Consider the following 23829-nt stretch of genomic DNA (forward strand, 5'->3'; position numbering starts at 1 on the left):
CGCAGCCCGCACGAGACCGGGCTCAGGGGCCTTCGACCGGCTCGATCCACGCGACGTACATGGAGCGGCCCGGCAGGGGGCGCACGTGCTCGATCAGGAACCGGCAGCGGATCTCGGTGCCGTCCGCGCGCAGCACGGGCAGAGTGAGGGGCACGCCCAGCGCATGGGCTTCACCGGTCGTCAGGTGGCGGGTGAACCCGGCGACGTGCGCCTCGCGCAGGGCCGGTGGGATCAGGGCGACGATCCGGCGGCCGACCAGGTCGTCGACGCGCCAGCCGACCACCCTCGCCAGCGGCTGACTGATCGCGACGATGCGATTCGCGTCGTCCGCCACCACCACGTGGCGGTCGGAGTCGCGGACGGTCGCGGTGAACTCGTCCAGCTGGCCGGCGGCCTCCAGGTCGACCTCGGCGACGAAGCGCTCCTCGTCCGCACCCGTCCACGGTGCCGCCTGCACCCCGGCGAGCTGGGCCACGATCTGCTCGCACGCCCAGTCGCGCAGGGCGATCACCTCAGGCAGACCTGGCCGCGCCAGGAGGGCACCCGCCGAGGCGAGCGCCTCGGCGACGTCCAGCGCGTCCTGCAGCGCTGCCGCGTCGGACCCCGTGGTCGGCCCGACCTGGATGTCGCAGTCGAACGGCTCGGGCACCGGGGGCAGCGAGCTGGGGTGACCGGACGGCAGGGTGGAGCGCACCTTCCCGGTCCGGCGCGCGCGCTCGATGGTCGCCGTGACGGCCGCGGAGATGATCGACCTGGCTCGGTCCGCTGCTGCCGTGTCCACGGTGACCTCGTGCTGGGTCCGGTAGAAGGCGAGCTCCCGCAGCAACGCGTCCTCGCGCTCCTGGGCGGTGAGCCACAGCAGCGGCGGGACCTGGCGCAGCGTCACGGTCCGCACACCGGGCCCCCGGGCGACGGCCGACGGCCAGCCCTGGACGTCCCACCCGGAGGCGCCGGCGTCCTCGCCGTCCTCGGGGTCCGTGGTCGGCGCGCCACCGACGGTGAACCACATCGTCTTGCCGTCGGCGCTCACGTCGCTGATGCCGTGGGCGTCACTGACCATCGCGACCAGGGCCAGCCCGCGTCCGGTGGTGGCCTGCACGTCGTAGTGCCGCTGCTGCGGTGGTGCGGGGTTGAAGTCACGCACGGCGACCCGGACGTGGTCGTGCACCTCGACGGTCACCTCGACGTCCGTGTGCGCGTGCAGGAAGCCGTTCGTGACCAGCTCCGTGCACGCCAGCTCCGCGGCCGCCAGGCAGTCCAGCCGGTCGGCGAGGCCCAGGACCTCACGCAGCAGCTCCCGCGCCCGCCGAGCACTCGAGGGCTCGGGGGGCAGCCGCAGGGTCCGGCGGAGGGTGCGCTGGTCATCGTCGGAGGCGGAGGCGAGCTGCGTGCTCATCGGTGTGCCGGCGGGATCGGACGGACGATCCGCCTGGTCGTCATGGATCGCCGCCTCACCCGTCCGGTCACCGCAGCCGTCTCGCTCCGTCGCATCGGGCCATCGTGCCGCACGACAGCAGCGCCTCGCGCCGCGGCAGCGCCGCGAGGCCACGCTCCTCGCTCTCCGTGGGACGCCGCCGTCGTGCGGGTCAGGTCGGTGGGAACACGCGGACGGGCCCGACGACGTCGAGGCCCACCCGTGCCCCGGGCGACGGCTGGGCCACCCCGGCCACGCGTGCGCGGATCCCGTGGTGCGTGGCGTCGTCGATCAGGTCCAGCTCCACGACGGCGTCGTGACCGAAGTAGGCGATGTCGAGGACCGTCGCGTCCACCCGGCCCGCGCCCGGTGGGGTGAGCCGGATCTGCTCCGGACGCAGCATGACCTCCACCCGGCCGTGGGTCACGAAGCCCCGGACGGCCAGCGTGCCGAAGGTGCACACCACCTGCCCCGCGCCGGCGATGCCGGGCACCAGCACGGCGTCCCCCAGGAACGCGGCCACCTCCGCGTCCACCGGGTCGCCGTAGACGACCGGTGGCGCCGCCACCTGGCGGAACGTGCCGGCGCGCAGGACGGCGATCTCGTCGGCGAAGGACAGCGCCTCGGCCTGGTCGTGCGTCACGAGGATCGCCGTGGCCCCGCTGGCGCGCAGGGCTCGTGCGGTGGCGTCGCGGGTGGAGGCGCGCAGGGCGGTGTCGAGGGAGGAGAACGGCTCGTCGAGCAGGACGAGCTGCGGCCGTGGCGCCAGGGCTCGGGCGAGCGCGACCCGCTGCTGCTGGCCGCCCGACAGCTGGTCCGGTCGCCGTCCGCCGACGTCGTCGGACAGGCCCACCAGCCCCAGGAGCTCGCGCACGCGGTCCCGGTGCCGGCGCCGCGGCCACGGGAGCCCGAAGGCGATGTTGCCGGCGACGGACAGGTGGGGGAACAGCGCGCCCTCCTGGCGCACGTAGCCCACGGCCCGCTGCTCCGGGGGGACCCACGTGCCGGGCCCGGCGACGGTGCGGTCCCCGATGAGCACCTCGCCGGCGGTGGGGGCCAGGAAGCCGGCGACGACCCGGAGCAGGGTCGTCTTGCCGCTGCCCGAGCCGCCGAGCACCGCCGTCGTGGTGCCGGCCGCGACCATGAGGTCGACGCAGTCGAGCACCGGCATGCCGGGGTAGCCGGCCGTGACGCCGCGCAGCCGGACCGTGCTCACCGTGCCACCACGATCTGACGTCGCAGCAGCAGGGTCGCCGGCGCCGACAGCGCGATCATCGCCGCCGCGTACGGCGCGGCGCCGGCGTAGTCGAGCTCCGCCGCCGCGCGCCAGAACGCCAGCGCGAGGGTGTCGACGCCGGTGGGGGCCAGGAGCAGCGTCGCCGTGAGCTCCGTGCCGACCGCCAGGGCGACCAGGACGAGTCCGGCGAGGACGGACGGTGCGGCGAGCGGCAGGACCACCCGGACGAGCCGGGACGGCCCGCGGAGCCCGAGGGAGCGGGCGGCGTCGGACAGCTCGGTCGGCGACGCGGCCAGCCCGGCGCGCAGCGCGACCATCGAGCGCGGGATGAACCCGATCGCGTAGCCGACGACGAGCAGCCCGAGGGTCTGGTAGATCCCGGGTGCCCAGCGGACGGAGAGGGTCACCAGCGCCAGGCCCACGACGACACCCGGCAGGGCGCTCGCCACGAACGTCGCCCGCTCCAGCAGCAGGCTCGCGACCGTCCGCCGACGGCTGAGCAGCCAGGCCGCCGGCAGCGCCGCCACGAGCGTCGCGAGCGCCCCGAGGACGGCGAGCCCCACCGTGCTGACGACGACCGGGGCGACGTCCCCGGCCAGCGCGCCGAGCTCCGTGCGGCCGGCGACGAGCCACCGCACGACCGTGGCGACCGGCACGCCGACGGCGAGGACCACCACCACGAGCAGGAGCACCACGGCGGGGACGGTCCACGCGCCGAGCGGCACGGGCGTGCTCGGGCGCTGCGCCCCCGGCCCGATCCGGGACACCCGTCGGCGCCCGCGCGCCACCACCTCGGCCGTCAGCATGAGCAGGCACAGCACCAGGAGCACCGAGGCGAGCAGGCTGCCGGACACGTCGCTGAAGCCGATCGCGTACTGCTGCATGACGGCGGTGGTGAACGTCTGGAAGCGCATCATCTCCAGCACGCCGTACTCGGCCAGCAGGTGCAGCCCGACCAGGAGCGCCCCGCCGGTCAGCGCGGGCCGCAACCGGGGCAGGACGGTCCGGCGCATGGCGGCGGCCGGGGACAGACCCAGGGACCGCGCCGCCTCCTCGTCGCCGGGGTCCAGGACCCGCAGCATCGCGGCGGCCGGCAGGAACACGAAGGGGAAGTACGCGAGCGTCGTGACCAGGGCCGAGCCGGCGAAGCCGGTCATCGACGGCGCCACGGACACCCAGGCGTACGCGCTCACGAACGCCGGGACCGCCAGCGGCGCCAGCAGCAGCGTGCGCCACAGGGCGGCCCCCGGCAGGGCGGTCCGCTCGACGAGCCAGGCAGCCAGCGTGCCCAGCACCACGGCCGCCGGGACCGTGACCGCGACCAGCGCGGCGGTGTGCCCGAGCAGCATCCCGACCCGGGGGCGCAGCAGGAATCGCGCCGCGGCGTCCCCGGCGCCCAGCGCGTCGCCCAGGACGACGACCAGCGGCAGGAGGGTCACGCCGGCGACCAGGGTCGCCGCGAGCGCGACCCCGCGGCCGCTAGAGGATGCCCGCATCGGTCATGAGCGAGACGACCTCGTCGGCGTCCAGGGTGAACGGGTCCACCGGGGGTGCGCCGAGCTCGGCGACGGGCGGCAGCGCCGGGTCGGACGCGACGTCCCGGCCGACCGCGTACTCCATCGACCCGCTGTCGACCAGCACCTGCTGACCGGCCGGGCTGGTGACGTACGCCAGGAACCTCTGCGCCTCGTCGGGCATGTCCGACGACGCCAGCACGCCCCCGCCGGAGAGGCTGACGAACGCGCCGGGGTCCTCGTTGCCGAAGTAGTGCAGGGCGGTGTCCGCACTGCCCTCGCGGTCCCCGGCCTGGTCCCGGTACCAGTAGTAGTGGTACATGATCCCGACCGGGACCTCGCCCGCGCTGACCGCGTTCATCGTCGCGATGTTGTTCTGGTAGACCTCGGCGTTCTCGGCCAGCGCCGACAGCCAGGCGCCGGTCGCCTCCTCGCCCTGGTCGGCCAGCATGCCCGCCACGATCGCCTGGAAGTCGGCGCCGCCGGGTGCGGCGGCCCACCTCCCGTCCCACGCCGGGTCGGCGAGGTCCATGATCGACGTCGGGAGCTCGGCCTCGGTGATCAGCTCCGTGTTGTAGACCAGGACGGTGGAGCGCGCGGCGATCGCGGTCCAGTCCCCGGACGACGGCGCCATGCCGTCGCGCACCTGCCCCAGGGTCACGTCGTCGACCGGCGCCAGCAGCCCGGCGCGCTCGACCACCGTCATCGCGGGCGAGTTCTCGGTGAGGAACACGTCGGCCGGGGACGCGTCGCCCTCCTCCACGATCATCTGGCCCATGGAGGAGTCCTGTCCTTCCCGGACCTGGGTCGGGATGCCGGTCTCCTCGGTGAACGCCTCGGCCCACGCCTCGGTGACGTTGCGGTGCTGGGAGGAGTAGACCTGCAGCGCGTCGGGCTCCGGCTCGAACCCCGCCTCCGCGCTGCCCCCGCTGCACGCGGAGACGGCGAGCGGGGTCAGCAGCAGGACCGCCAGGGGTGTGCGTCGCTTCAGGGTCACGAGGTTCGTCCGTCCGTCCATCGGGTCGTGTCGGTGGGGATGAGGTCCTGCAAACGCCGGACCGGCCGCGCGGTCAGCCGCCAGAGGAGGCAGCCGGCGGCGATCGCCCCGATCGTGGCGACCAGCGGGTCGGGGACCACGCCGAGCACCTGGAACTGGATGAGGTACACGTGCAGCGACGCCGCGGCGAGCACCGTGAGCACGGGCACGCACCGGGCCGGCACGCGCACCCGGGGCAGCAGGGCGAGCGCCGCGATGCCGAGCAGGACGGTGACGTTGCGGACGGCGTCGTCGGGGAAGAAGGTCGCACCCCCCACCACTGCGACGGCGAGCGTGGCCAGTCGCCGTCGCAGCGTGTCGGCGTGGGCGAGGGCCGCGCCGACCGCGAAGAGCCAGAACGTCGTCGGCATGACGCCGCGCAGCACGCCCTCGCCGTGGTGCAGGACGACGAACCGCGGCACGAGCGCGAGCGCGGCCACCGTCGCGGCCACCCGCCACGGGTCGCGGCGCCACGCGCGGGCGACGGGCGGCAGCGACAGCGTGGCGGCGAGGACGACCAGGCTGGCCACCAGGGTGTCGATGAACCACAGCTCGTTGCGGAAGCCGTAGGTGACGTCCCCGACGATCCAGTTGGCCAGCGCCAGGTTCGCCCAGCCGTACCGGTCCTGGGTGACCATGCCCAGCAGGGCGACGCCCACGGTGGGGACGGCGATGCCGACCACGAGCCGGCCGGCTCCCCGCCAGCGCCCGTCCACGGTCGGCGCCGACAGACCGAACCGCGCGGCGTTGAACCCGGCCACGGCGAGCAGGGTGTGGGCGCCGCCGAGGACGCGGAAGAGGTCGGCGTGCGACCCGCAGATGACCACGACGGCGACGGCGCGCAGCAGCACGGAGGTCTCCAGCGTGCGCCACGCGGCGCCGTCCGGGACCCGCGGCCATCGGGCGCGGCACTCGCCCGTCCGCTGCGGGGCGTCGCCCCCGGCTGCCCGGGTCGCGGGGCCGGCGGCGTCGGCGCGCTGCTGCCCCAGGTCCACCAGCTCGCCGAGCGGCTGCCGGTGCCACCCGCGCGGGAGCGGCCCGAGCAGTCCCTCGAGGAGCACGGACGCCTGCACGTGGCTCAGCGAGTCGCCGCCCTGCTCGACGAACGTCCGGTCGAGGTCGATCGCGTCCACGCCGAGGACGTCCGCCAGACCGTGCGCGACCCGGACCGCCAGGGTGGGTGTCGCGCCGACCGACCCGGCCACCCGCACCCGCGTGGCGGCGCACTCGTCCGCGGCGCCGGCGCGCACCAGTGCGTCGCAGCCGTTCCGGTCCACCTTGCCGTTGTCGAGCCGCGCGAGCGGCACGACCGCCACCGTCACGGCCGCGACGCCGACGCCCGACGTCGCTCCGGCGATGCGTCGGACCCGTCCGGCAGTCCCCACGGCACTCACGCCCGCTTCGGGCTCCACGGCGACCCGCAGCCCGTCGTCGTCGCCGGTCACGCACGCCGTCAGCCCGGCGGCCTCGATCGCGCGCTCCACCGTGGCCAGGTCGATCCGCAGGCCCATGACCTTGACGAAGCCGGACCGGCGGCCCACCACCCGCAGCAGCCCGTCGTCGCCGATCCGTCCCAGGTCACCGGTGCGCAGCTCGGAGAGCATGGCTCCGAGCGCCAGGTCGTCCGGGTGCTCCGCGTAGCCCATCATCACGCCGGGTCCGCGCACGACGATCTCGCCGGCGCCGTCGGCGACCTCCGGCACGGTCGTGTCCAGGTGCAGGGTCGTCCCGGCCACCGGTCGTCCCACCGACTCCGGGTTCCGCTCGACCAGGGCGGGGTCCAGCACGCAGATGCGGGCGGTGGCCTCGGTCTGCCCGTACATGACCGCCAGGTCCCAGCCGTTGGCCGCACCGAGGCGGGCCGTCCGGGTGACACGAGCGGGGGGCATCCGCCCGCCGGCCTGGGCGACGAGGCGCAGCGTGGGGTGCGGTCGCTCCAGCACGCCGGTGGACTCCATCAGCTCGACCATGTGCGGGACCACGGCCAGCGTGGTGACGCCGCGGGTGTCCACGCATTCCCAGAAGTCCGCGTCCCGGACCGACCCCTCCCGGAGCACCACGGAGCCGCCCACGAGGAGGTGGGAGTGCAGGACGGAGAGGCCGAAGCAGTAGGACAGGGGCAGGCTGGTGACCGCTCGGTCGGCCGCCGTCAGGCGCAGGGCCTGGGCGATCGCCGCGGCGTTGCTGAGGACGTTGTGGTGCGAGAGCCGCACCAGCTTCGGCGATCCGGTGCTGCCCGACGTGCTCAGCAGGACGGCCAGGTCGGGGTGGACGACGTGGCGCGGCGTGGCGTCGAGAAGCTGGAACGGGTCGGCGTCGTCCGGGACGACCCGCACGTCGGGCGGGTAGCGCTCCAGTATCCGGGCGGCACGGTCGTCGTCGTCGGTGACCAGGGCGACGTGGCCGGCCTCCAGCGTGGCCAGGTACGCGGTGACCGCATGCACGTCCCGGCGCAACGGCACGTGCACCAGCCGCCGCCCGGTCACCACCGGGGGCAGGCGCTCGACGAGCCTCGTCACGCGGGCGCGCAGGTCGCCGTGGGACAGCGTCCCACCGTCGAGGGAGACCAGGGCCGGGGCGTCGGACGAGACCCCCGTCGGGACGTGGGGCAGCGGCGAGCGTCCGGTAGCGGCGCCCACGAGGTCCAGGTCGCCGGCCACCGTCGTCATGGGAGGTGAGGCTAACCTCACCGACTGACGGGCACCAAAATGGAGGTGGCAGGGCATGACGGTCGACGGCGGGACGGACGTCGAGATCTGGTGGTCGTCGCTCGTCGCCGCGGACCGCTCCCTGCTCGCGCTCCTGGACGCCACGGAGCGTGCGCGCGTCGACGCCCTGCGACGGCCGGCGGACCAGGGGCGGTCCCTGGTCGCCGCCGCGCTGCTGCGGGTCGTGGTCGGGGCGCACCTGGGGGTGGCGCCCGGTCAGGTCGTGATCGACCGTGCCTGTGACGACTGCGGACGCCCGCACGGGCGCCCGGTCGTGGTGGGACCCGGCGTGCGCGTCCCGCAGGTCTCCGTGTCGCACTCCGGCCTGCTCGTGGTGGTGGCCCTGACCAGGGACACCCCCGTAGGCGTCGACGTGCAGCGGGTCGACGGGCAGCGGGTCGACGGCACGCCCGGCCCCACCGGCACGTCGCCGGAGGCGGCGGCCGAGAGCTGGGCGCGACGCGAGGCGGTGCTGAAGGTCGGGTCCGGGAGGCCGGTGGCCGTCTGCGACATCCGAGCGCCGCGGCCGGGGTACGCGGCGGCGCTGGCGACCCTGACCGGCGCCCCACCGACGGACGCGCAGGTGCACGTCCGGCACTGGCCGTAGGTGGTCGCGCGAAATCCGTTCGGGTCACGAGGACGTCGTCGACGATGGCATGGACGATGCCGGCGACGGTGCTAGCCGAGCGCGGATGCGGGGTGGGAGGGCATCTGGACGCTCGTTCACGCGGCCGCACGTGCAGCCCACCACCTCGCGGAGGCGCTGCCCTTCCTTGACGGGCTGGACTTCGTGTAGGCGGAGCGGATCTGCGCACCGCACAGGAGCACCTGGAGTGGGCGGCGCCTGGGCTTGCCGCACGTTGCCCGGGCGTCGACCTCGGCCCTGTCGGTGCCGACGTGGGCACTGACCGTGCGCGGGCGGTGTTCGGGCGGCTTCTCGACGAGACACTCTCTCGTGTCGACGCGCTGGCCGAGGACGACATGACGGTCGCCGAGGCCGTCACCCTGGCCGACGTCGCGTGCGCGCTCCCCTGCGTGTGGACACGGCTCGACAGGCGCCGGCCATGACGTCGCCTCGGTACTCGGACCTGCTTACACGGGCAGCGAGCAGCCTCGAGCAAGGCCGACGAGAACTCGACCGTCGCCTCGACGACCGCGCGAGCGCCTACGCGTTGATCGCGACTGGCACGCGGTTCTCTCTGCGCTTGAAGCTCAGGTGTGGGCGGTCGTCACCCCCGGCCGCGCAGCCGCCGTGCGATCCGCCTTCCACCCCGACGACTGCGAAGCTGCCGCCATGCGGCTGGTGGAAGCGTTGACGAGCGTCGTGGGTACCGAGAGACCGCACGCGTCGTTGCTCACCTTGCCGCGCGGCCCTGGGCGCGAGCCGCGCGAGCCATCCGGGCAGCAACTGGTGCCCGTCGTGCGGGAAGTACCGCGAGGCGGCTCACCTCCCGCGCGAGGGGCCGTCATCCCCGTCTCGGATGATCGGATCTCGTTCGTGCCGATGTCCGGAACACCGAGCTCGCGACGCCACGGGCGGCGCCCGATCCCCGGCCGCGGCCGACCCGGCCACCGACGTCCGAGCTGCGTACCAGGACAGGGCCGCCGGACGGGACATCCGACGGCCCTGTCACCGGGCGAGCTGCTCTGAGGAGCTGGTCAGCCTCGGCCGATCTGGCGGACCTTGACCGTCCTGACCAGCTCGGCGTCCTGCGACGACGTCCCGACGTACACCTCGAGCCCACCTTCCGGCGTCGTCCACTGGTCGGCCGCGGCGTCCCAGGTCGACAGCGGGTGGTGAGACGCCTCCGGGTCGATCTGGATCTGTACCCGCTTCTTCTCACCTGGCTGCAGCTCCACCTTCTGGAAGCCCACCAGCTTCTTGGTCTCCGTGCCGGCGGCCTCAGGGACCCGAACGTAGACCTGGACGACCTCGGAACCGGTCACGTCGCCGGTGTTCTCCACGAAGGCCTGCACCTTGACCGGCTTGGTCCCCTTCGAGACCGGCGGCGCGACCATGGCGCGGAAGAGCTCGAAGTCGGTGTAGGACAGGCCGTGACCGAACGGGAATGCCACGCACGGGTTGGACCCGTCGTCGGCCGTCGGGCAGTCGCCGCTGAGGTTCGCCTCGTACCAGCGGTACCCGATGTTCACGCCCTCGGTGTACTCGACGGTCGGCCGGCCGGTGATGGTGCCGCCACTGCCGCCGAAGCCGAGCGGGATCTGCTCGGTCCCCACCAGCTTTCCGGGGAAGTGCTCGGCGCCGATGTGGTCGAGGAAGCCCTTGCCCTCGATCGGGTAGGTGACCGGGGACTTGCCGGACGGGTTGACGACACCGAACAGCAGGTCGGCGACGATGTTGCCGTCCTCCTGGCCCGGGAACCACGCCTCCAGGATAGACGGGCCGTGCTGGCCCACCAGCGCCGGGTCCATCGCGACGCCGGCGTTGTCCTTGAGCACCAGCGCTGTCTTGTCAGCCATCGCCGGGCCGGCGCCCATGAACGCCTTGATCATGGCGACCGTGTTGCTGTTCTTGGCGGGGTTGCGACCGCCGACGGTGGCGATCGAGCTCAGGTTGTCGGCGTACCAGTCGAGGTCGTCACCGATGTCGACCAGCTGCGTCCCGGTCACGTCCGTGAAGGTCGCGCGGTCGGCGCCCTCCTCGGAGATCGTGCCGGCCATGATCACGACGGAGTCCGCGCCGGCCGCCTCGGCCAGCGCGTTGTCGAAGCTGACGGCCTGGCCGTCGATGGTCGCCGTCTGGTTGGCGTCGTCGACGAGAACGAGGCGGACCCGGGCGGTGGTGTTGCCGAGCTCCTCCAGCGTGTTCTGCAGGCCCTCGACGGGGTCGACCGAGTAGACGGGCACGACGTCCGAGCTGCCGCCGCCGCTGCCGAAGGGCCGCCCCACCAGCGCGCCGCCGGCGACCGCCTGCTGGGCGTAGACCTGCGTCGCCTTGCCGACCACCACGACGTCCTGGACATCGCTCCGGATCGGGAGCGCACCGTTGTTCTGCAGCAGGACCGATCCCCGGGTGCCGATCTCGTACGCCTGCTCGCCACCCGCGTCGTAGTCGATCGGGGTCTGCACCAGCGGCCGGTCGAAGATGCCGTACTTGAACATCTGCACGTACCGACGCTCGAGCGCGAGATCGATGTCGGCCTCGCTGATCTGTCCAGCGTCCAGGGCCGCCTGCAGCAGGGCAGGAGCCCACTGCTGGGGAACCGGCATCATGTGGTCCATGCCGTTGAGCAGCGTGGGGACGGTGCTCTTGGTGGCGAAGAAGTCCGACTGGACGTAGCCCTCGAAGCCCCACTGCTCGCGCAGCACGTCCTCCAGCAGGTACTCGTTCTGGCACGACGGGACGCCGTTGACGTAGTTGTACGCGCACATGATCGAGGCGGCGTCCCCGTCCTTGACCGCCATCTCGAACGGCAGCAGGTACGTCTCGTGGAGCGTGCGCTCGTCGACCACCGAGTTGGTGACCTGGCGGTTGGTCTCCTGCTCGTTCGCGGCGTAGTGCTTCGGCATGGCGATCAGGCCCTGCTCCTGGACCGCCTTGGTCTCCGCGACCGCCATGGTGCCGCTGAGGAACGGGTCCTCGCCGAAGTACTCGAAGTTGCGGCCCAGGATCGGGAGGCGCGCCATGTTCACGCCCGGCGCCTCGAACACATGCAGGGCCAGGTTGTTCATCTCCGTCCCGATCACATCGCCGTACGAGCCGGCGACGTCGGGGTCGAACGACGCCGCGGCGGTCGTCGCCGACGGCAGCGCTGTCGCCTTGGCCGACGACTCGTGGATGTAGGGCACGCCGAGCGGGCGCTGCGCCGGGGGCAGAGCGAGGAGCGCTGCGTCCACACAGTCGTTCTGGCCCACACCGACCGGTCCGTTGGTGATGCGCAGGGTCGGAATCTGCAGCTCGGCGATTCCCCGGACGTGCCGACCTCCGTAGCACTCCGGCAGCTCCGGAACGATCTCCGGCGGAGTGCCGGTCAGCTGCTGGAACTTCTGGGCGAGGGTCATCGCGTCGAGAAGCCGCCCGGTGCGCTCCTCCGGCGACAGCGACGTGTTCATCCACGGCAGGGCCTCGACCGAGGCCTGGACGGAGGACGTCTGGGGCGCAGCCACGACGGGCGCCGTGAGGGCGAACGACGAGGCGGCGACCGGGATGGCGGCGGCGAGCGCCGACCAGCGGCGGCCTCGGCGGTGAGGGCGGGATGGCATGCAGGGTCTCCTTCGACAATGCGGGACGTACGCGGGGTTCGAAGCGCAGAAGGGTGGACTGGGTCCGCCCGGCTACGGCTCCTGATGCAGTGCACGCGTGCCGGGGCACGCGGCCTCGGTCACCTCAGGTGGTTCGGCTCGGCCGCGTCACTGCGACTCGAACCGCGACCAGGCTGAGGGACGCAGACCCGGGTGGCAACCGATTGCCATCAGTTGCCCTGTGCCGGACCGTGGGTGCGGGGCGAACGGCAGTAGCGGCCTGCTTGCGTGGCGCGCCTACCGTCGCGGACGGCCGGTCGAGTGGCGCACCACCAGACGCGTGGGCATCACGAACGCCTGGTCGCTGCGCGGCAGGGCTCCCCCGAGGAGAGCGAGCACGTTCTTCACAGCGGCGGCGCCCATGGTGCGGCCTGGTGATGCCACAGTGGTCAAGCCGGGCGAGATCAGCTCCGCCGCAAGGATGTTGTCGTACCCGATCACGCTGACGTCCTGCGGGACCCTGAATCCGGTGGACACGAAGGCCCCGATCATGCCGATGGCCACCAGGTCGTTGTAGGCGAGGATCGCCGTGGGCGGATCGTCGACCATGCTGAGGGCTGCGAGCCTGCCGCCCTCGACGGTTGGTGCTACCGGTCCGGCTCGACGGGTGTGCAGGTGCAGCTCGAGGCCGGCTTCGCGGAGGGCGCGCCAGCGCATCCCGTCTGCCCACGACGCCTCCGGCCCGGCGACGTACGTCACGGCCTCGTGTCCGAGCTCGCCCAGGTGCTCGACCGCCCGGCGCGTCCCCCTCGCGTTGTCCGTCACCACGCTGGGGATACCGACGAGATGTCGGTTCAGCATCATCAGCGGCTTCTGCTTGGCGATCATCTGCAGCGTGGAGTCCGCCATGCGGGAGCTTCCGACGACGATCCCGTCGACCATCGGGAGCACGCGCTCCAAGGCTTCGCGCTCCAGCACGCCCGACTCTCGAGCGTCCGCGAGCACGACCGTGTAGTCCGCCTCCGACGCGGCAATCTGGGCACCCCGGACCAGCTCGGCGTAGAACGGGTTGGTGATGTCCGAGATCATGATGGCGATCATGTGGGTCCGTGACGTCGACAACGCGCGCGCCAGCGGGTTCACGCGGTAGCCCAGCTCCGCCGCCGCGGAGCGGATTCGAGCAGCGGTGTCCGCGCTGACCCGGCCAGGCCGGGCGAAGGCGCGGGACACCGTCGAGGGCGCGACCCCGGCGAGCCGGGCGACGTCGTAGATCGTCACCGTCTTGCGGCTCCCGGCGGTGCTCGTCGCCGCCTCGGCGGCCGGTCCACGACCGGACCTGGACGCCATCCGCCCGAGGTCGTCGCCGGCCACCTCGTCCTCGGGCACCACGGCACGCTACGTAGCCGGGCCCCGCGCGTGCAAACGACCGACACGGTCTTCGGACCCGCCTCGCACGCGCCCGCACGAGGCGGCCTCGGCATCGAGGGCCGTGTCCCCGGCGACCGCGGTGACACGTGAGCGCGATCGAGACCGCACGCGTCGCTGGCGTTCGCCTGGGCACCGGGCGCCGGGCACCGGGCGGGCACCGATCTCCTACACCTCGCCGATGCGCCGAGTGGAGGTCGAGCCACTTGTCGAGGCGGAACGCAGCCGACTCGACACGAGCGTTCGGCGCGACATCCTCCGTAGGTGCTTGCGGTTCCGGCTGGCTCGACCGTCGTGAATCTGCACCCGCCCGCACCGATTGCGGTGGACCACACATCGGTGACCGGGAGGCCGTGAGCCCAACTGTGCGAGTCAGGTGCGTCGGAGTGTCTGCGGTCTTATGGACACCGATCTGCCCGGGCGCGCTCAGTACGCGCACGATCGTGGGTGCAGTGGGCAGAGCCGCGCCCCCGGCTTCAAGCCAGCGGACGGTGTGTCCATGAGGCACTGCGCACCAGGTCCAGTTCGGTGCGCGCCTCTTCGAGCTCCCGGGCGTCCTCCCACAATCGCCGCCACTCGGAGTCTGCGTCGAGCGCTCGTGCCACGGCACGAACGGCGAGTGTGCGCAGGCCGTCGTCGACGACGAGTCCGTCGAGCGCTGCCGGGCTGGGACCGTAGTCGGAACCGTCTTCCCACCCTTCGGCCGTGCACCGGACACCACGGCTGCTGCGGCGAGGGCGGCCATGGCGTCGGGTGCGTGCAGGTAGTTCTGCGTCTCTACCGACAGCAGCAAAGCATCGCGAATCATGGCGTTCCGCGCGGCTACATCGGTTTCCTCAAGGTCGTTGGCCCAGTCGGCTGCAGTGTCGTTGTCGAACGGCCCGGGTCCCCAAGCGCCCCCGCGCCAGTTGCCGGCCATGCTGGTCGCCGGCGAAGCGGTGCTCGACCTTGTTCTGTAGTCCGATGAAGAAAGTTGAGGTTCGCTCGCACGGAACCTCCGAATTTGGCCATCGTTCCTTGGCGCTCCTCGCGAGCTCCCACCGTCTCGCCTCGCCATCGACCTTATCGAGACGCCGGGGATTGTCCCGACGCCAGTATCGGTAGTCGGCGCCGTCCCGTGTGAACTCCGCATGCAGCAGGTACAGCCACGCGAGGTGCATGTGGACGACGAAGCCCTCGGACGAGCGGACCTCTGCCGGGTCGCCGTAGAGGCGGACGGCGAGCGAGGCCGCGTCGCGCGACGCCTCCACCATGGGCCAGTGCCGCCTCGGGCGGGCCACAACCACCACCTCGTTTCCGCTGCACCGATGCTGGGTCGTGGCCACCATCTCCAGCGGTGTCGTGCTTCGTCGGCGCGTCGCCGCTCAGGATCCTCGGCCACGCTCTGCGGGCTGTCCGGACACCGTCGGAGCTGGCATCAACCGGTCGTCCAGCGCGATGCCTCGGGCGTCCACGTCCGTTCAGGGCGTACTGAGGCTGGCCGTCAGGCTGACCGGACGCTGGGAGGCCCGCTCCGCCGAAGCGGTGCGGGCCACTGACGAAAGCCCTGTCGGGCTGACAGGGATTCGAACCTGTGACCCCTTGACCCCCAGTCAATCCGCGCCGTGGGGGCACACCGCTCGACCGGGGTGGAGGGACGGCGAGCTACTCCGCGGGTAGAGGCCTACGCCCGGGCGCCGGCCGAGCCCGCGGCACTCCCGCGCCAGCATCCAGGCACGGCACCGATCTCACGGGGTGGTGAGTCCGCGACCGGTTCGGTTGGGCACGTGTTGGGCACGGATACAAGGAGGGCCACCCGAGGGTGGCCCTGACCTGTGCTCGTCCTGGCTCCCTCGACTGGACTCGAACCAGTAACCGTCCGATTAACAGTCGGATGCTCTGCCAATTGAGCTACGAGGGATCGCGAGAGGAAACTGTAGCAGGGCTAGCGGGGTAGTCCTGCCGCCTCCCGCACGCGCGCCTCCGCCGCGTCGACCAGGGCCGCGACGGCCGGATCGGACAGGTCGACCCGCTCGTCCCCCAGCACCTGCGTGAGCAGCGCACCGTTCTCGTCGCGGCGCAGCGCCACCCGGATGCGCTGCCCGTCGCGCGTCGTGACCGTCTCGCTGTGCACCACGGAGGACTGGACGCGCTCGCGCAGTGCCGCGGGGAACGCCGCCGGCCGGTCGTCGGTCAGCCGCAGCAGGTCGGGCGCGCCCTCGACCCACATCACCGACAGGGTCGAGGTCGCCGGGTCCAGGGTCGCGCGGTCGACGTCGGACCACGGGCGGCGGCGCACGTCCTGACCGTCGAGCGCGAGGCTCAGGCCGCGCACGGTGGCCACGGCCCACCCGTCGACGAGCTGCGCCGACGCCACGACCCGGTCGCCGGCGCCCAGGTCCAGGCGCCGGCGGACGTCGGCGGGCAGGGTCGGACGGCGGCGGAACAGCGGCATGACGCCACGGTAGCCGTGCCCGCCCCCGTGCTTGCCGCTGGGCCCGCTCCGAGCCCGCCACTGCCCCAGCCGACGTGGCCCGCCGTCGCGCCGACCGGCGGCCCGCCGCGCGACCGCCGTGCCCTACGCCTGGCTCCGCGCCGCCACGTGTGCTCGGATGCGGTGCATGACCGACGAGACGACCGCGCCCGCACCGGAACCGCTGCACCTGGGCGCGTGGTCCATGCTCGGGTCCACCGCGGCGGCGTCGATCATGGCCGGCGTCGGCGCCGACTGGCTGCTCCTGGACGCCCAGCACGGCCTGTACGACGACCGCGGGGTGGTCGACGCGCTGGGCGCCCTCGCCGGTCCGCCCCGGCCGGGGCGCACGTCGCAGGTCCTCGTCCGCGTGCCCTCGAACGACGACGCGTGGATCGGTCGGGCCCTGGACGCCGGTGCGAGCGGCGTCATGGTGCCCATGGTCGAGGACGAGGCCGACGCCGCCCGGGCCGCTCGGTCGTGCCGGTATCCGCCGCACGGGCGGCGCAGCCGCGGCTCGTGGGTGGAGGTGTGGGGCACCCCGACGCCGTCGCCGCGCGCCGCGGACGACGCCGTGATGTGCGCCGTCATGGTCGAGACCCGTCAGGCGCTCGAGCGGGTGACCGCGATCGCGCGGACACCCGGTGTCGACATGGTGTTCGTCGGACCGTACGACCTGTCGCTGGCCCTCGGCGTCGAGCACGCGGCCCTGCTCGCCGACGAGTCCCCCGACGGCCCGCTCCGCCGGGTCGTCGCGGCGTGCCGGGCGGCCGGCGTGCCCGCCGGTGCCTACGCGGGTGGCCTGGACGCAGCTCAGGTGCTCGCCCGGCACGGGTTCACCTGGATCGCGGTCGCCATCGACACCGTCGTGCTGCCCGCCGCGGCGGCGTCGCTCGTCAGCGCCGCCCGGGACGCCTGAACCGCCCCTGCGACCGCCGCGGGCCGGCCGGCCCGGACCCGCAGCCGTCGGCGCCCGGCGAGGATTCGGTCCGCGCCCCGGCCGGAGGTCGCTCGTTCGCCGGGTGAAACGCCGCCGCGACCGACCCTGGCCATTGACGGCGGGCGGGCGCTGAGCAGACTGGCGTCATGGGTGCGGGGCAGCTCCTGGGCGTCGACGACGCCTCCCGCCAGCCCGTCACCCGCGAGCGGGCCACGGCGGTCCCACCGCCGGTGACCGTACCGACGACGTCTCGCCCGCGACCGCCCGTCGAGCACCCCTCGCGCAGCGATCGCCGGCAGCCGCCGCTCACGTGCTCGGGCGCACGGACCCCCCTCACCTCCGCCGGGACGCTCGACGTCGTGTGGACGGCCCGGCCGCCGTTCGGGCCCGACGGCCCGTGACCTGGAGGGAAGGCACCACCATGAAGCTCGGACGACTGCCCGCCGTCGCCGCCGCGGCGGCCGCCCTGACCACCATCGGCATCGCGGCGGCCGGCCCGGCCGCCGCCGACCACACCGTCGACATCGACGTCGACGACGGCCGCTGCGTCAAGGGCCCGAGATCGCTCGGCATCCCCATCCGGCTGGACGCCGACCGCTCGACGGTGCGCACGCTGCGCGACGGCACCATCGTGACCCGCTGCCACTTCCGGGACCTGCCCGAGGTCGTCCGGCACCCGGACTTCCCGGACCCCTGGATCCGCCCGGACAGGGCGACGAGGTTCTCCAAGCCGGCCAACTGCTCGCTGACCGGCGGCGGGTTCAGCGAGGTGTTCGGCGACGCGGAGGTCGTCGTCACCCCGGCCGGCACGCTGAAGGTGACCTGCACCTTCACGCCGCCGTTCGGGCCGCCCGCCTGAGCGGGCCCGCGGTGCCCGACGCGGTCCGGTCGACGTCGGCCGGGCCGCGCGGCGGCGCCGCTGAGCGCGTCAGCCCCCGCGCAGGGCCCGACGGCGGGTCTCCAGCGCCACCAGCTCGGCGAACGCGGCCTGGTAGGCGTCCAGGTCGCCCGCCGGGTCCATCCGCTGCAGCCGGCTGCGTGCGGCCGCGATGTCCCGCGTCACGCCGAGGTCGATCAGCGCGGCCACCACCCCGCGGACGTAGGTCTCCACGGCCGCGGGGCGGTCCTCCGGCAACGGCATCACGGCCAGCTCGGTGATCAGCGGGAGCACCGGCGCACCGGCCTCCTCGCTGACCCGCTCGACCCAGGCGGCGGCCGCCGTGGGGCCGGCCGCCAGCTCGCGCGCGGCCGTCATGCCCCCGGCCGCACGGATCGCCTCGTGCACGACCCGGAACGCCGGCACGGCGAACGCGTCGGCGCCGAGAAGGTCGAAGTCCGCCGGAACCAGTAGCGGCTGCTGGAGCGCGACCTCGAGGACCTGCCGCTCCAGCCGGGCGACCGGGTCCCGGCGGTCCGGTGAGGGCAGGGCGCGCTCGGGCGCACCGGGACCGCCCGGACCCCGTTCGCTCCCGACCTCGCCGGCCGCGTCGTACGGCGGCTCCTCGGGCGGCCCCCACGAGCCGCCCCACGACTCCCCCGGGCGTCCCCGCCCCTGGTCCGCGTGCCGGCCCCGCGGCGCCTCGGCGTGCCGGCCGCGCCCGCTGTCGCCGACGTGCCCGCGAGCGCCGTCCCCGGCACGCCCCCGGCCGCCATCCCCTGCGGGAGAGCGGGTCCACCGGTCGCCGCGGTCGCCGGCCGACGCATCCGGACGTCCCCCGCCCCGCCCGCCGGCGCGCTCCCCGGTCTGCTCGCCGGGGCGCCCGCGCCCGTGGTCCGCCGCGCGCCCGCGCTGACCCTCCGGCTCACCGCCGGCTCGTGCCACCGCCGTCCGGACCGAGTCCGCGTCCATGCCCAGCCACCCCGCGAGCATCCGCGCGTACTCCGGCCGCAGCGCGGCGTCGCGGATGCCGGCCACGACGGGGGCTGCCGCCCGCAACGCAGCCACCCGGCCCTCCGCGGTCTCCAGGTCGTGCGCCGCGAGGGTCGTGCGGATCACGAACTCGAACAGCGGCTGGCGGCCGGACACCAGCGCCCGCACGGCGTCCGGACCGCGGGCCTGGCGCAGGTCGCACGGGTCCATGCCGCTGGGCTCGACGGCCACGAACGTCTGGGCGGAGAACGACTGGTCCTCGCCGAACGCCCGCATCGCCGCCTTCTGCCCGGCGGCGTCGCCGTCGAAGGTGAAGATGATCTCCCCGCCCACCGACGCCCCGGACGCGAGCTGCACGCCGCCGGTCACCGCGGAGTCGCCCAGCAGCCGGCGCACGATGCGCGCGTGCTCGGCCCCGAACGCCGTTCCGCAGGTCGCGACCGCCGTCGGCACCCCGGACAGGTGCGCGGCCATGACGTCCGTGTAGCCCTCGACGACGACGACCTGGCGCGCCTTGGCGATCTCCCGCTTGGCCAGGTCCAGCCCGTAGAGCACCTGCGACTTCTTGTAGAGCGCGGTCTCCGGGGTGTTGAGGTACTTCGGTCCCTGGTCCTCCTCGAACAGCTTGCGCGCGCCGAAGCCGACGACGTCGCCGGTCACCTCGCGGATCGGCCACACCAGCCGGCCGCGGAAGCGGTCGTAGACGCCGCGGCTGCCCTGGCTCATCAGGCCCGACGCGACGAGCTCGGACTCCGTGAAGCCGCGCCCGCGCAGGTGGCGCAGCAGCGAGTCCCAACCCTGCGGGGCGAACCCGACGCCGAAGTGCTCCGCGTGCGACCGGTCGAACCCGCGCTCGGCGAGGAACGCCCGGCCGGCCGCGGCGGCCGGGGACGCCAGCTGCTCGGCGTAGAACTGGGCCGCCACGCCGTGCGCGTCGATGAGCCGCCGGCGGGTCCCGGTGTCCGGCCCGGATCGGGGGCCACCCGTCCCCTCCTCGTAGCGCAGCTGGACGCCGACGCGCCCGGCGAGGTACTCGACCGCCTCGGCGAAGGGCAGCCCGTCGATCTTCTGCACGAAGGAGATGACGTCGCCGCCTTCGCCGCACCCGAAGCAGTGGTACCGGCCGACCTGCGGCCGGACGTGGAAGGACGGGGACCGCTCGTCGTGGAACGGGCACAGCCCCTTCATCGACCCGACGCCCGCGGTCTTCAGCGTCACGTGCTCGCCGACGACGTCCTCGATCCGTGCGCGCTCGCGGACCGCGTCCACGTCCTCCCGCCGGATCAGCCCCGCCACGGTCAGGGAGTCTAGGCGTCACCACCGACGCCCCCGCCCGCCGCACGCCGACCCCGTCCCGCCCCACCACCCGCACCCCCGCCACCACCCCCACCGCCCTCGCCACCACCACCGCCGAGTGCGACGTCCTGGACCGCTCCGGGCGCATGGTCGGTCCAGGACGTCGCACTCGGCGAGGGGTGCAGCGGAGGGTGCGGGGAGGCGGCGGGGAGGGACGGCGGGGGGCCGCCGGGGTCAGTGACGCGGGGGGCGCACCAGGCGCCCGTGCCACTCCGCGGCGCTGACGTCGGTGAGCGAGGCGACCTGGTCGACGACGACCCGCAGCCGGGCGGCGTCGTCGGCGGCGGCACGCCAGTCCGCCGCGAACGGCGGCTCGAGCGCCAGCGGGGCCCGCTGGGAGATGACGCGCACCAGGTCGGTGAGGATGTCGCGCTGGCGCTGGTACAGCGGCTCCTGCTCGCGCGGCGCCATGACGTACGCCACGGCCAGCCCCTTGAGCACGAGGATCTCGGCGAGGGTCCCCGCGGGGACCACGAGCGAGGCGGCGTACCGGGTCAACGGGCCCTCGCCGTACCGCTCACGGGTCGCCGCCTCCGCCGCGCCGGCGAACCGGCCGATGAGCTGGCTGGTCGCGTCCTTGAGCATGGCCAGCGCGCCGCGCGAGCCGTCGAACCTCGGTCCCCACAGCCGGGTCGCCACCAGCCGGTCCATCGCGTGGAGCAGCTCGTCGCCGCTCACCGCGTACCCGTACCAGGCCTCCACGGCCGCCACGACGCGGGCCCGCTCCTCGTGGCGGGTGAGCACCGCCAGGTCCAGGCGACCACCGACGACGGCGTCCTCCACGTCGTGCACGGAGTAGGAGATGTCGTCGGCGAGGTCCATGACCTGCGCCTCCAGGCACCGGCGCTGGTCCGGCGCGCCCTGGCGCAGCCACGCGAAGACCTCGCGGTCGTCGTCGTAGACCCCGAACTTGTCCGTCGCCCGACCCTCCGTGCGCGGGCGCTCGCCGCGGCCCCACGGGTACTTCACCGACGCGTCCAGGCTGGCGCGGGTCAGGTTCAGCCCGACCGCGCGGCCGTGACGGTCCACGACCTTGGGTTCGAGCCGGGTCAGCAGCCGCAGGGTCTGGGCGTTGCCCTCGAACCCGCCGATGTCGGCGGACAGGTCCGCCAGCGCGCGCTCCCCGTTGTGCCCGAACGGCGGGTGACCCAGGTCGTGCGCCAGGCAGGCGGTGTCCACGACGTCCGGGTCGCACCCCAGCGCCTTGCCGAGCTCGCGCCCCACCTGGGCGACCTCGAGGGTGTGCGTCAGCCGGGTCCGCACGAAGTCGTCGCTGGAGGGCCCGAGCACCTGCGTCTTGGCGCCGAGCCGCCGCAGCGCGGAGGAGTGCACCAGCCGGGCACGGTCGCGCTCGAACGGCGTCCGCGCCCGGGACTTGGGACTCTCCTGAGCCCAGCGGGCCCGGTCGTCGGCGGTGTAGCCACGGTCGTCCACGCTCCCGCGGGCCTCGGCGCCCACGTGCCCCCGCAGGCGCAGCGGCTGGACGGATCGGCTCTCGGACACGCCCGCCACCCTAACGACCGGCGCTCCCCGGCGAGCGCCGCCGACTGCGCCCCGCCGCCCGGCGTCGCCTACCCTGGACCGCAGCCGAGGCCCCCAGCGCGCGACCGGGCGGCGTCGGACCCCGGGGGACCGTGCGGACCGGCACGGCCGCCGCTCCGCCAGAGGCCGGAGGCCGTCACCCGACGACACCGGAAGCCCGCTCGACCGCCACCGACCTCGGCCCCGCCGCGAACGCGCCCGCCGACGGGCTCCCGCCACGAGCGCGCCCGCTCCCATCCGCCGCACGTCCCCACGCACGACAGACAGGACCCACGTTGACCCTCGCCACCGGCTCCACCGCTCCGACCGCCCTCACGACCGAGCCCGTCCACTCCGCCGGCGGCCCCGGCGCCGAGTGGTGGCGGCACGCGGTGATCTACCAGGTGTACCCGCGGTCGTTCGCCGACGCCTCGGGCGACGGCATCGGTGACCTCCCGGGCATCACCGCCCGCCTCGACCACCTGGCCACCCTCGGGGTGGACGCCGTCTGGCTGTCGCCCTTCTACACCTCCCCGCAGGCGGACGCCGGGTACGACGTCGCCGACTACCGGGACGTCGACCCGCTCTTCGGGACCCTCGCCGACGCCGACCGGCTGCTCGAGCGAGCCCACGGCCTCGGGATGCGGGTCATCGTCGACCTCGTGCCCAACCACACCTCCGACGAGCACACCTGGTTCCGCGCTGCGCTGGCCGCCGCTCCGGGCAGCCCCGAGCGCGACCGGTACCTCTTCCGCGACGGCGCGGGCCCGGACGGCTCGGTGCCGCCGAACAACTGGCGCTCCATCTTCGGCGGCCCGGCCTGGACCCGCGTCGCCGACGGCCAGTGGTACCTCAACCTGTTCGACTCCAAGCAGCCGGACCTGAACTGGGAGAACCCCGAGGTCCGCGCCGAGATGGAGTCGGTGCTGCGGTTCTGGCTGGACCGCGGCGTGGACGGCTTCCGGATCGACGTCGCCCACGGCTTGGTCAAGGCGCCCGGGCTGCCGGACTGGGACGGCACCGTCGCGATGGTCGAGGGCACCGAGCCGCCGGCCGGCACGGACGACGGCGCCATGGACGGCGGCGCGGACGGCGGCGCGGACGAGGCCAGCACCGGCGCCGGGAACCGCGGCCCCATGTTCGACCAGGAGGGGGTCCACGAGATCTACCGGTCCTGGCACCGCGTCCTGGCCGAGTACGACGGCGACCGCGCGCTCGTCGCCGAGGCCTGGGTCGAGCCGCTGTCGCGCCTGGCGCGCTACGTGCGCCCGGACGAGATGCACCAGGCGTTCAACTTCTCCTTCCTCACCACGCGCTGGGACGTGCCGGCGCTGCGTCGGGTGGTCACCGCGTCGCTGCAGGCCGGCGACGCCGTCGGCGCCCCCACCACCTGGGTGCTCTCCAACCACGACGTCGTCCGGCACGTGAGCCGCCTGGGCCTGCGGGACGCCGGGTCGAAGCCCAAGGGCATCGGCCAGGGGGACGAGCAGCCGGACGAGGCCCTGGGCCTGCGCCGGGGACGCGCCGCCTCGCTGCTCATGCTCGGCCTGCCCGGCTCGGCGTACCTGTACCAGGGCGAGGAGCTGGGCCTGCCCGAGCACACCACGCTCGACGACGACCTGCGCCAGGACCCGGCGTGGTTCCGGTCCGGCCACGCCGAGCGAGGCCGCGACGGGTGCCGGGTCCCGCTGCCGTGGCAGGCCGACGCCCCGGGCTTCGGCTTCTCGCCGACCGGCGCCACCTGGCTGCCGCAGCCCCGGTCGTGGGGTGCCTACGCGGCCGACGCGCAGGACGGTGTGCCGGGCTCGACGCTGGAGATGTACCGGGCGGCGCTGCGGCTGCGGCGCGAGAGCGAACTCGGCACGGGCTCGCTCGCGTGGGCGGACACGGACGGCCCGGTCGGCTGGGACCGCACCCACGTCCTGGCCCTGGTCAACCGGGACGTCCTCGTGCTGACCAACGTCGGCCCCACGCCGGTCGGGCTCCCGGCCGGCGCGCTGGTGCTCGTCGCCAGCGCCGACCTCGACGGCGACGCCGACGCGCCGCTGGTGCCCACGGACACCACCGTCTGGGCCCGCCTGGCCTAGGCCACGCCGACCCCGGAAAGGGTCGCACGACGGGGTCCGCGCGACGAGCGCGGGCCCCGTCGTCGC

17 protein-coding genes, 1 tRNA gene and 1 pseudogene are annotated in these 23829 nt (G+C 74.2%); 5 read left to right on the top strand and 14 right to left on the bottom strand.

Features of this window, described 5'->3' with window-relative positions; genetic code table 11:
• Window positions 1-22 precede the first annotated feature (22 nt).
• The 5 genes from CAE01nite_RS07885 to CAE01nite_RS07905 form a co-directional block, all read right to left on the bottom strand.
• On the bottom strand, window positions 23-1396 hold the full coding sequence (locus tag CAE01nite_RS07885) for a PAS domain S-box protein (RefSeq protein WP_146902451.1): 1374 nt from the start codon (window positions 1394-1396) through the stop codon (window positions 23-25).
• Window positions 1397-1586: 190 nt separating this feature from the next.
• The gene (locus tag CAE01nite_RS07890) at window positions 1587-2630 is read right to left on the bottom strand and encodes an ABC transporter ATP-binding protein (RefSeq protein WP_146902454.1); all 1044 of its coding nucleotides are present in this window, start codon (window positions 2628-2630) and stop codon (window positions 1587-1589) included.
• Window positions 2627-4147, bottom strand: a complete 1521-nt coding sequence (locus tag CAE01nite_RS07895; protein ID WP_146902458.1) for an ABC transporter permease — start codon at window positions 4145-4147, stop codon at window positions 2627-2629. Before CAE01nite_RS07895 ends, CAE01nite_RS07890 begins: the two co-directional genes overlap by 4 nt.
• Window positions 4131-5183: an extracellular solute-binding protein gene (locus CAE01nite_RS07900; RefSeq protein WP_146902461.1), complete on the bottom strand. Its 1053-nt coding sequence runs from the start codon at window positions 5181-5183 to the stop codon at window positions 4131-4133. The genes CAE01nite_RS07895 and CAE01nite_RS07900 overlap by 17 nt, the downstream gene beginning before the upstream one ends.
• A complete protein-coding gene (locus CAE01nite_RS07905) occupies window positions 5159-7870 on the bottom strand; it encodes an AMP-binding protein (RefSeq protein WP_186816461.1) in 2712 nt (903 codons plus the stop codon). Before CAE01nite_RS07905 ends, CAE01nite_RS07900 begins: the two co-directional genes overlap by 25 nt.
• A 55-nt stretch (window positions 7871-7925) precedes the next feature.
• Here CAE01nite_RS07905 and CAE01nite_RS07910 point away from each other — a divergent pair, with 55 nt between their 5' ends.
• Together CAE01nite_RS07910 and CAE01nite_RS18080 are read left to right on the top strand one after the other, a co-directional pair.
• Window positions 7926-8516: a 4'-phosphopantetheinyl transferase family protein gene (locus CAE01nite_RS07910; RefSeq protein ID WP_146902467.1), complete on the top strand. Its 591-nt coding sequence runs from the start codon at window positions 7926-7928 to the stop codon at window positions 8514-8516.
• A 290-nt stretch (window positions 8517-8806) separates the two neighbouring features.
• Window positions 8807-8977: a hypothetical protein gene (locus CAE01nite_RS18080; protein WP_186816462.1), complete on the top strand. Its 171-nt coding sequence runs from the start codon at window positions 8807-8809 to the stop codon at window positions 8975-8977.
• A 591-nt stretch (window positions 8978-9568) separates the two neighbouring features.
• Here the strand turns inward: CAE01nite_RS18080 and CAE01nite_RS07915 are convergent.
• The 7 genes and pseudogenes from CAE01nite_RS07915 to CAE01nite_RS18085 all read right to left on the bottom strand — a co-directional run bounded on the left by CAE01nite_RS07915 (window position 9569) and on the right by CAE01nite_RS18085 (window position 15971).
• Entirely contained in the window at window positions 9569-12133 is a 2565-nt protein-coding gene (locus CAE01nite_RS07915; protein WP_222595851.1) for a beta-glucosidase family protein, read from the bottom strand.
• Window positions 12134-12409: 276 nt separating this feature from the next.
• The gene (locus CAE01nite_RS07920; RefSeq protein WP_246131072.1) at window positions 12410-13390 is read right to left on the bottom strand and encodes a LacI family DNA-binding transcriptional regulator; all 981 of its coding nucleotides are present in this window, start codon (window positions 13388-13390) and stop codon (window positions 12410-12412) included.
• A 623-nt stretch (window positions 13391-14013) separates the two neighbouring features.
• Window positions 14014-14166 (bottom strand): DUF4259 domain-containing protein, encoded by a 153-nt coding sequence (locus CAE01nite_RS18930; protein WP_146902682.1) that lies wholly within the window; start codon window positions 14164-14166, stop codon window positions 14014-14016.
• Between the two features lie 59 nt (window positions 14167-14225).
• Window positions 14226-14456 (bottom strand): annotated as a pseudogene (locus tag CAE01nite_RS18935) (DUF4259 domain-containing protein); the annotation flags it as partial.
• Entirely contained in the window at window positions 14374-14865 is a 492-nt protein-coding gene (locus CAE01nite_RS18940; RefSeq protein ID WP_146902470.1) for a DUF3644 domain-containing protein, read from the bottom strand. The gene CAE01nite_RS18940 and the pseudogene CAE01nite_RS18935, both read right to left, overlap by 83 nt.
• A 496-nt stretch (window positions 14866-15361) precedes the next feature.
• Window positions 15362-15437, bottom strand: a tRNA-Asn gene (locus tag CAE01nite_RS07940).
• 24 nt (window positions 15438-15461) lie between these two features.
• Window positions 15462-15971, bottom strand: coding sequence for a hypothetical protein (locus CAE01nite_RS18085; protein ID WP_186816464.1), 510 nt, complete (start codon window positions 15969-15971; stop codon window positions 15462-15464).
• 166 nt (window positions 15972-16137) lie between these two features.
• Between CAE01nite_RS18085 and CAE01nite_RS07950 the strand changes: the two genes are divergently transcribed.
• Window positions 16138-16908 (top strand): HpcH/HpaI aldolase family protein, encoded by a 771-nt coding sequence (locus CAE01nite_RS07950; RefSeq protein WP_186816465.1) that lies wholly within the window; start codon window positions 16138-16140, stop codon window positions 16906-16908.
• A 442-nt stretch (window positions 16909-17350) separates the two neighbouring features.
• Window positions 17351-17788 (top strand): hypothetical protein, encoded by a 438-nt coding sequence (locus CAE01nite_RS07955; protein ID WP_146902475.1) that lies wholly within the window; start codon window positions 17351-17353, stop codon window positions 17786-17788.
• Between the two features lie 69 nt (window positions 17789-17857).
• Here the strand turns inward: CAE01nite_RS07955 and dnaG are convergent, their stop codons facing one another.
• Both dnaG and CAE01nite_RS07975 read right to left on the bottom strand, forming a co-directional pair.
• On the bottom strand, window positions 17858-20095 hold the full coding sequence (gene dnaG, locus CAE01nite_RS18510; RefSeq protein WP_246131073.1) for a DNA primase: 2238 nt from the start codon (window positions 20093-20095) through the stop codon (window positions 17858-17860).
• Between the two features lie 234 nt (window positions 20096-20329).
• Window positions 20330-21613, bottom strand: coding sequence for a deoxyguanosinetriphosphate triphosphohydrolase (locus CAE01nite_RS07975; RefSeq protein ID WP_146902688.1), 1284 nt, complete (start codon window positions 21611-21613; stop codon window positions 20330-20332).
• 359 nt (window positions 21614-21972) lie between these two features.
• Here CAE01nite_RS07975 and CAE01nite_RS07980 point away from each other — a divergent pair, with 359 nt between their 5' ends.
• Complete coding sequence (locus CAE01nite_RS07980; RefSeq protein WP_146902478.1) at window positions 21973-23763, top strand: glycoside hydrolase family 13 protein; 1791 nt, start codon at window positions 21973-21975, stop codon at window positions 23761-23763.
• The last annotated feature ends 66 nt before the right edge of the window (window positions 23764-23829 follow it).

This window comes from Cellulomonas aerilata (genome assembly GCF_007991755.1).
GTDB lineage: Bacteria > Actinomycetota > Actinomycetes > Actinomycetales > Cellulomonadaceae > Pengzhenrongella > Pengzhenrongella aerilata.

Excerpts from the sequence above, each read along its gene's own strand:
- CAE01nite_RS07885 (WP_146902451.1), bottom strand. The coding sequence starts at position 1,396 with ATGAGCACGCAGCTCGCCTCCGCCTCCGACGATGACCAGCGCACCCTC.
- CAE01nite_RS07895 (WP_146902458.1), bottom strand. The coding sequence starts at position 4,147 with ATGCGGGCATCCTCTAGCGGCCGCGGGGTCGCGCTCGCGGCGACCCTG.
- CAE01nite_RS07900 (WP_146902461.1), bottom strand. The coding sequence starts at position 5,183 with ATGGACGGACGGACGAACCTCGTGACCCTGAAGCGACGCACACCCCTG.
- CAE01nite_RS07905 (WP_186816461.1), bottom strand. The coding sequence starts at position 7,870 with ATGACGACGGTGGCCGGCGACCTGGACCTCGTGGGCGCCGCTACCGGA.
- CAE01nite_RS07910 (WP_146902467.1), top strand. The coding sequence starts at position 7,926 with ATGACGGTCGACGGCGGGACGGACGTCGAGATCTGGTGGTCGTCGCTC.
- CAE01nite_RS07915 (WP_222595851.1), bottom strand. The coding sequence starts at position 12,133 with ATGCCATCCCGCCCTCACCGCCGAGGCCGCCGCTGGTCGGCGCTCGCC.
- CAE01nite_RS18940 (WP_146902470.1), bottom strand. The coding sequence starts at position 14,865 with ATGGTGGCCACGACCCAGCATCGGTGCAGCGGAAACGAGGTGGTGGTT.
- CAE01nite_RS18085 (WP_186816464.1), bottom strand. The coding sequence starts at position 15,971 with ATGCCGCTGTTCCGCCGCCGTCCGACCCTGCCCGCCGACGTCCGCCGG.
- CAE01nite_RS07950 (WP_186816465.1), top strand. The coding sequence starts at position 16,138 with ATGACCGACGAGACGACCGCGCCCGCACCGGAACCGCTGCACCTGGGC.
- CAE01nite_RS07955 (WP_146902475.1), top strand. The coding sequence starts at position 17,351 with ATGAAGCTCGGACGACTGCCCGCCGTCGCCGCCGCGGCGGCCGCCCTG.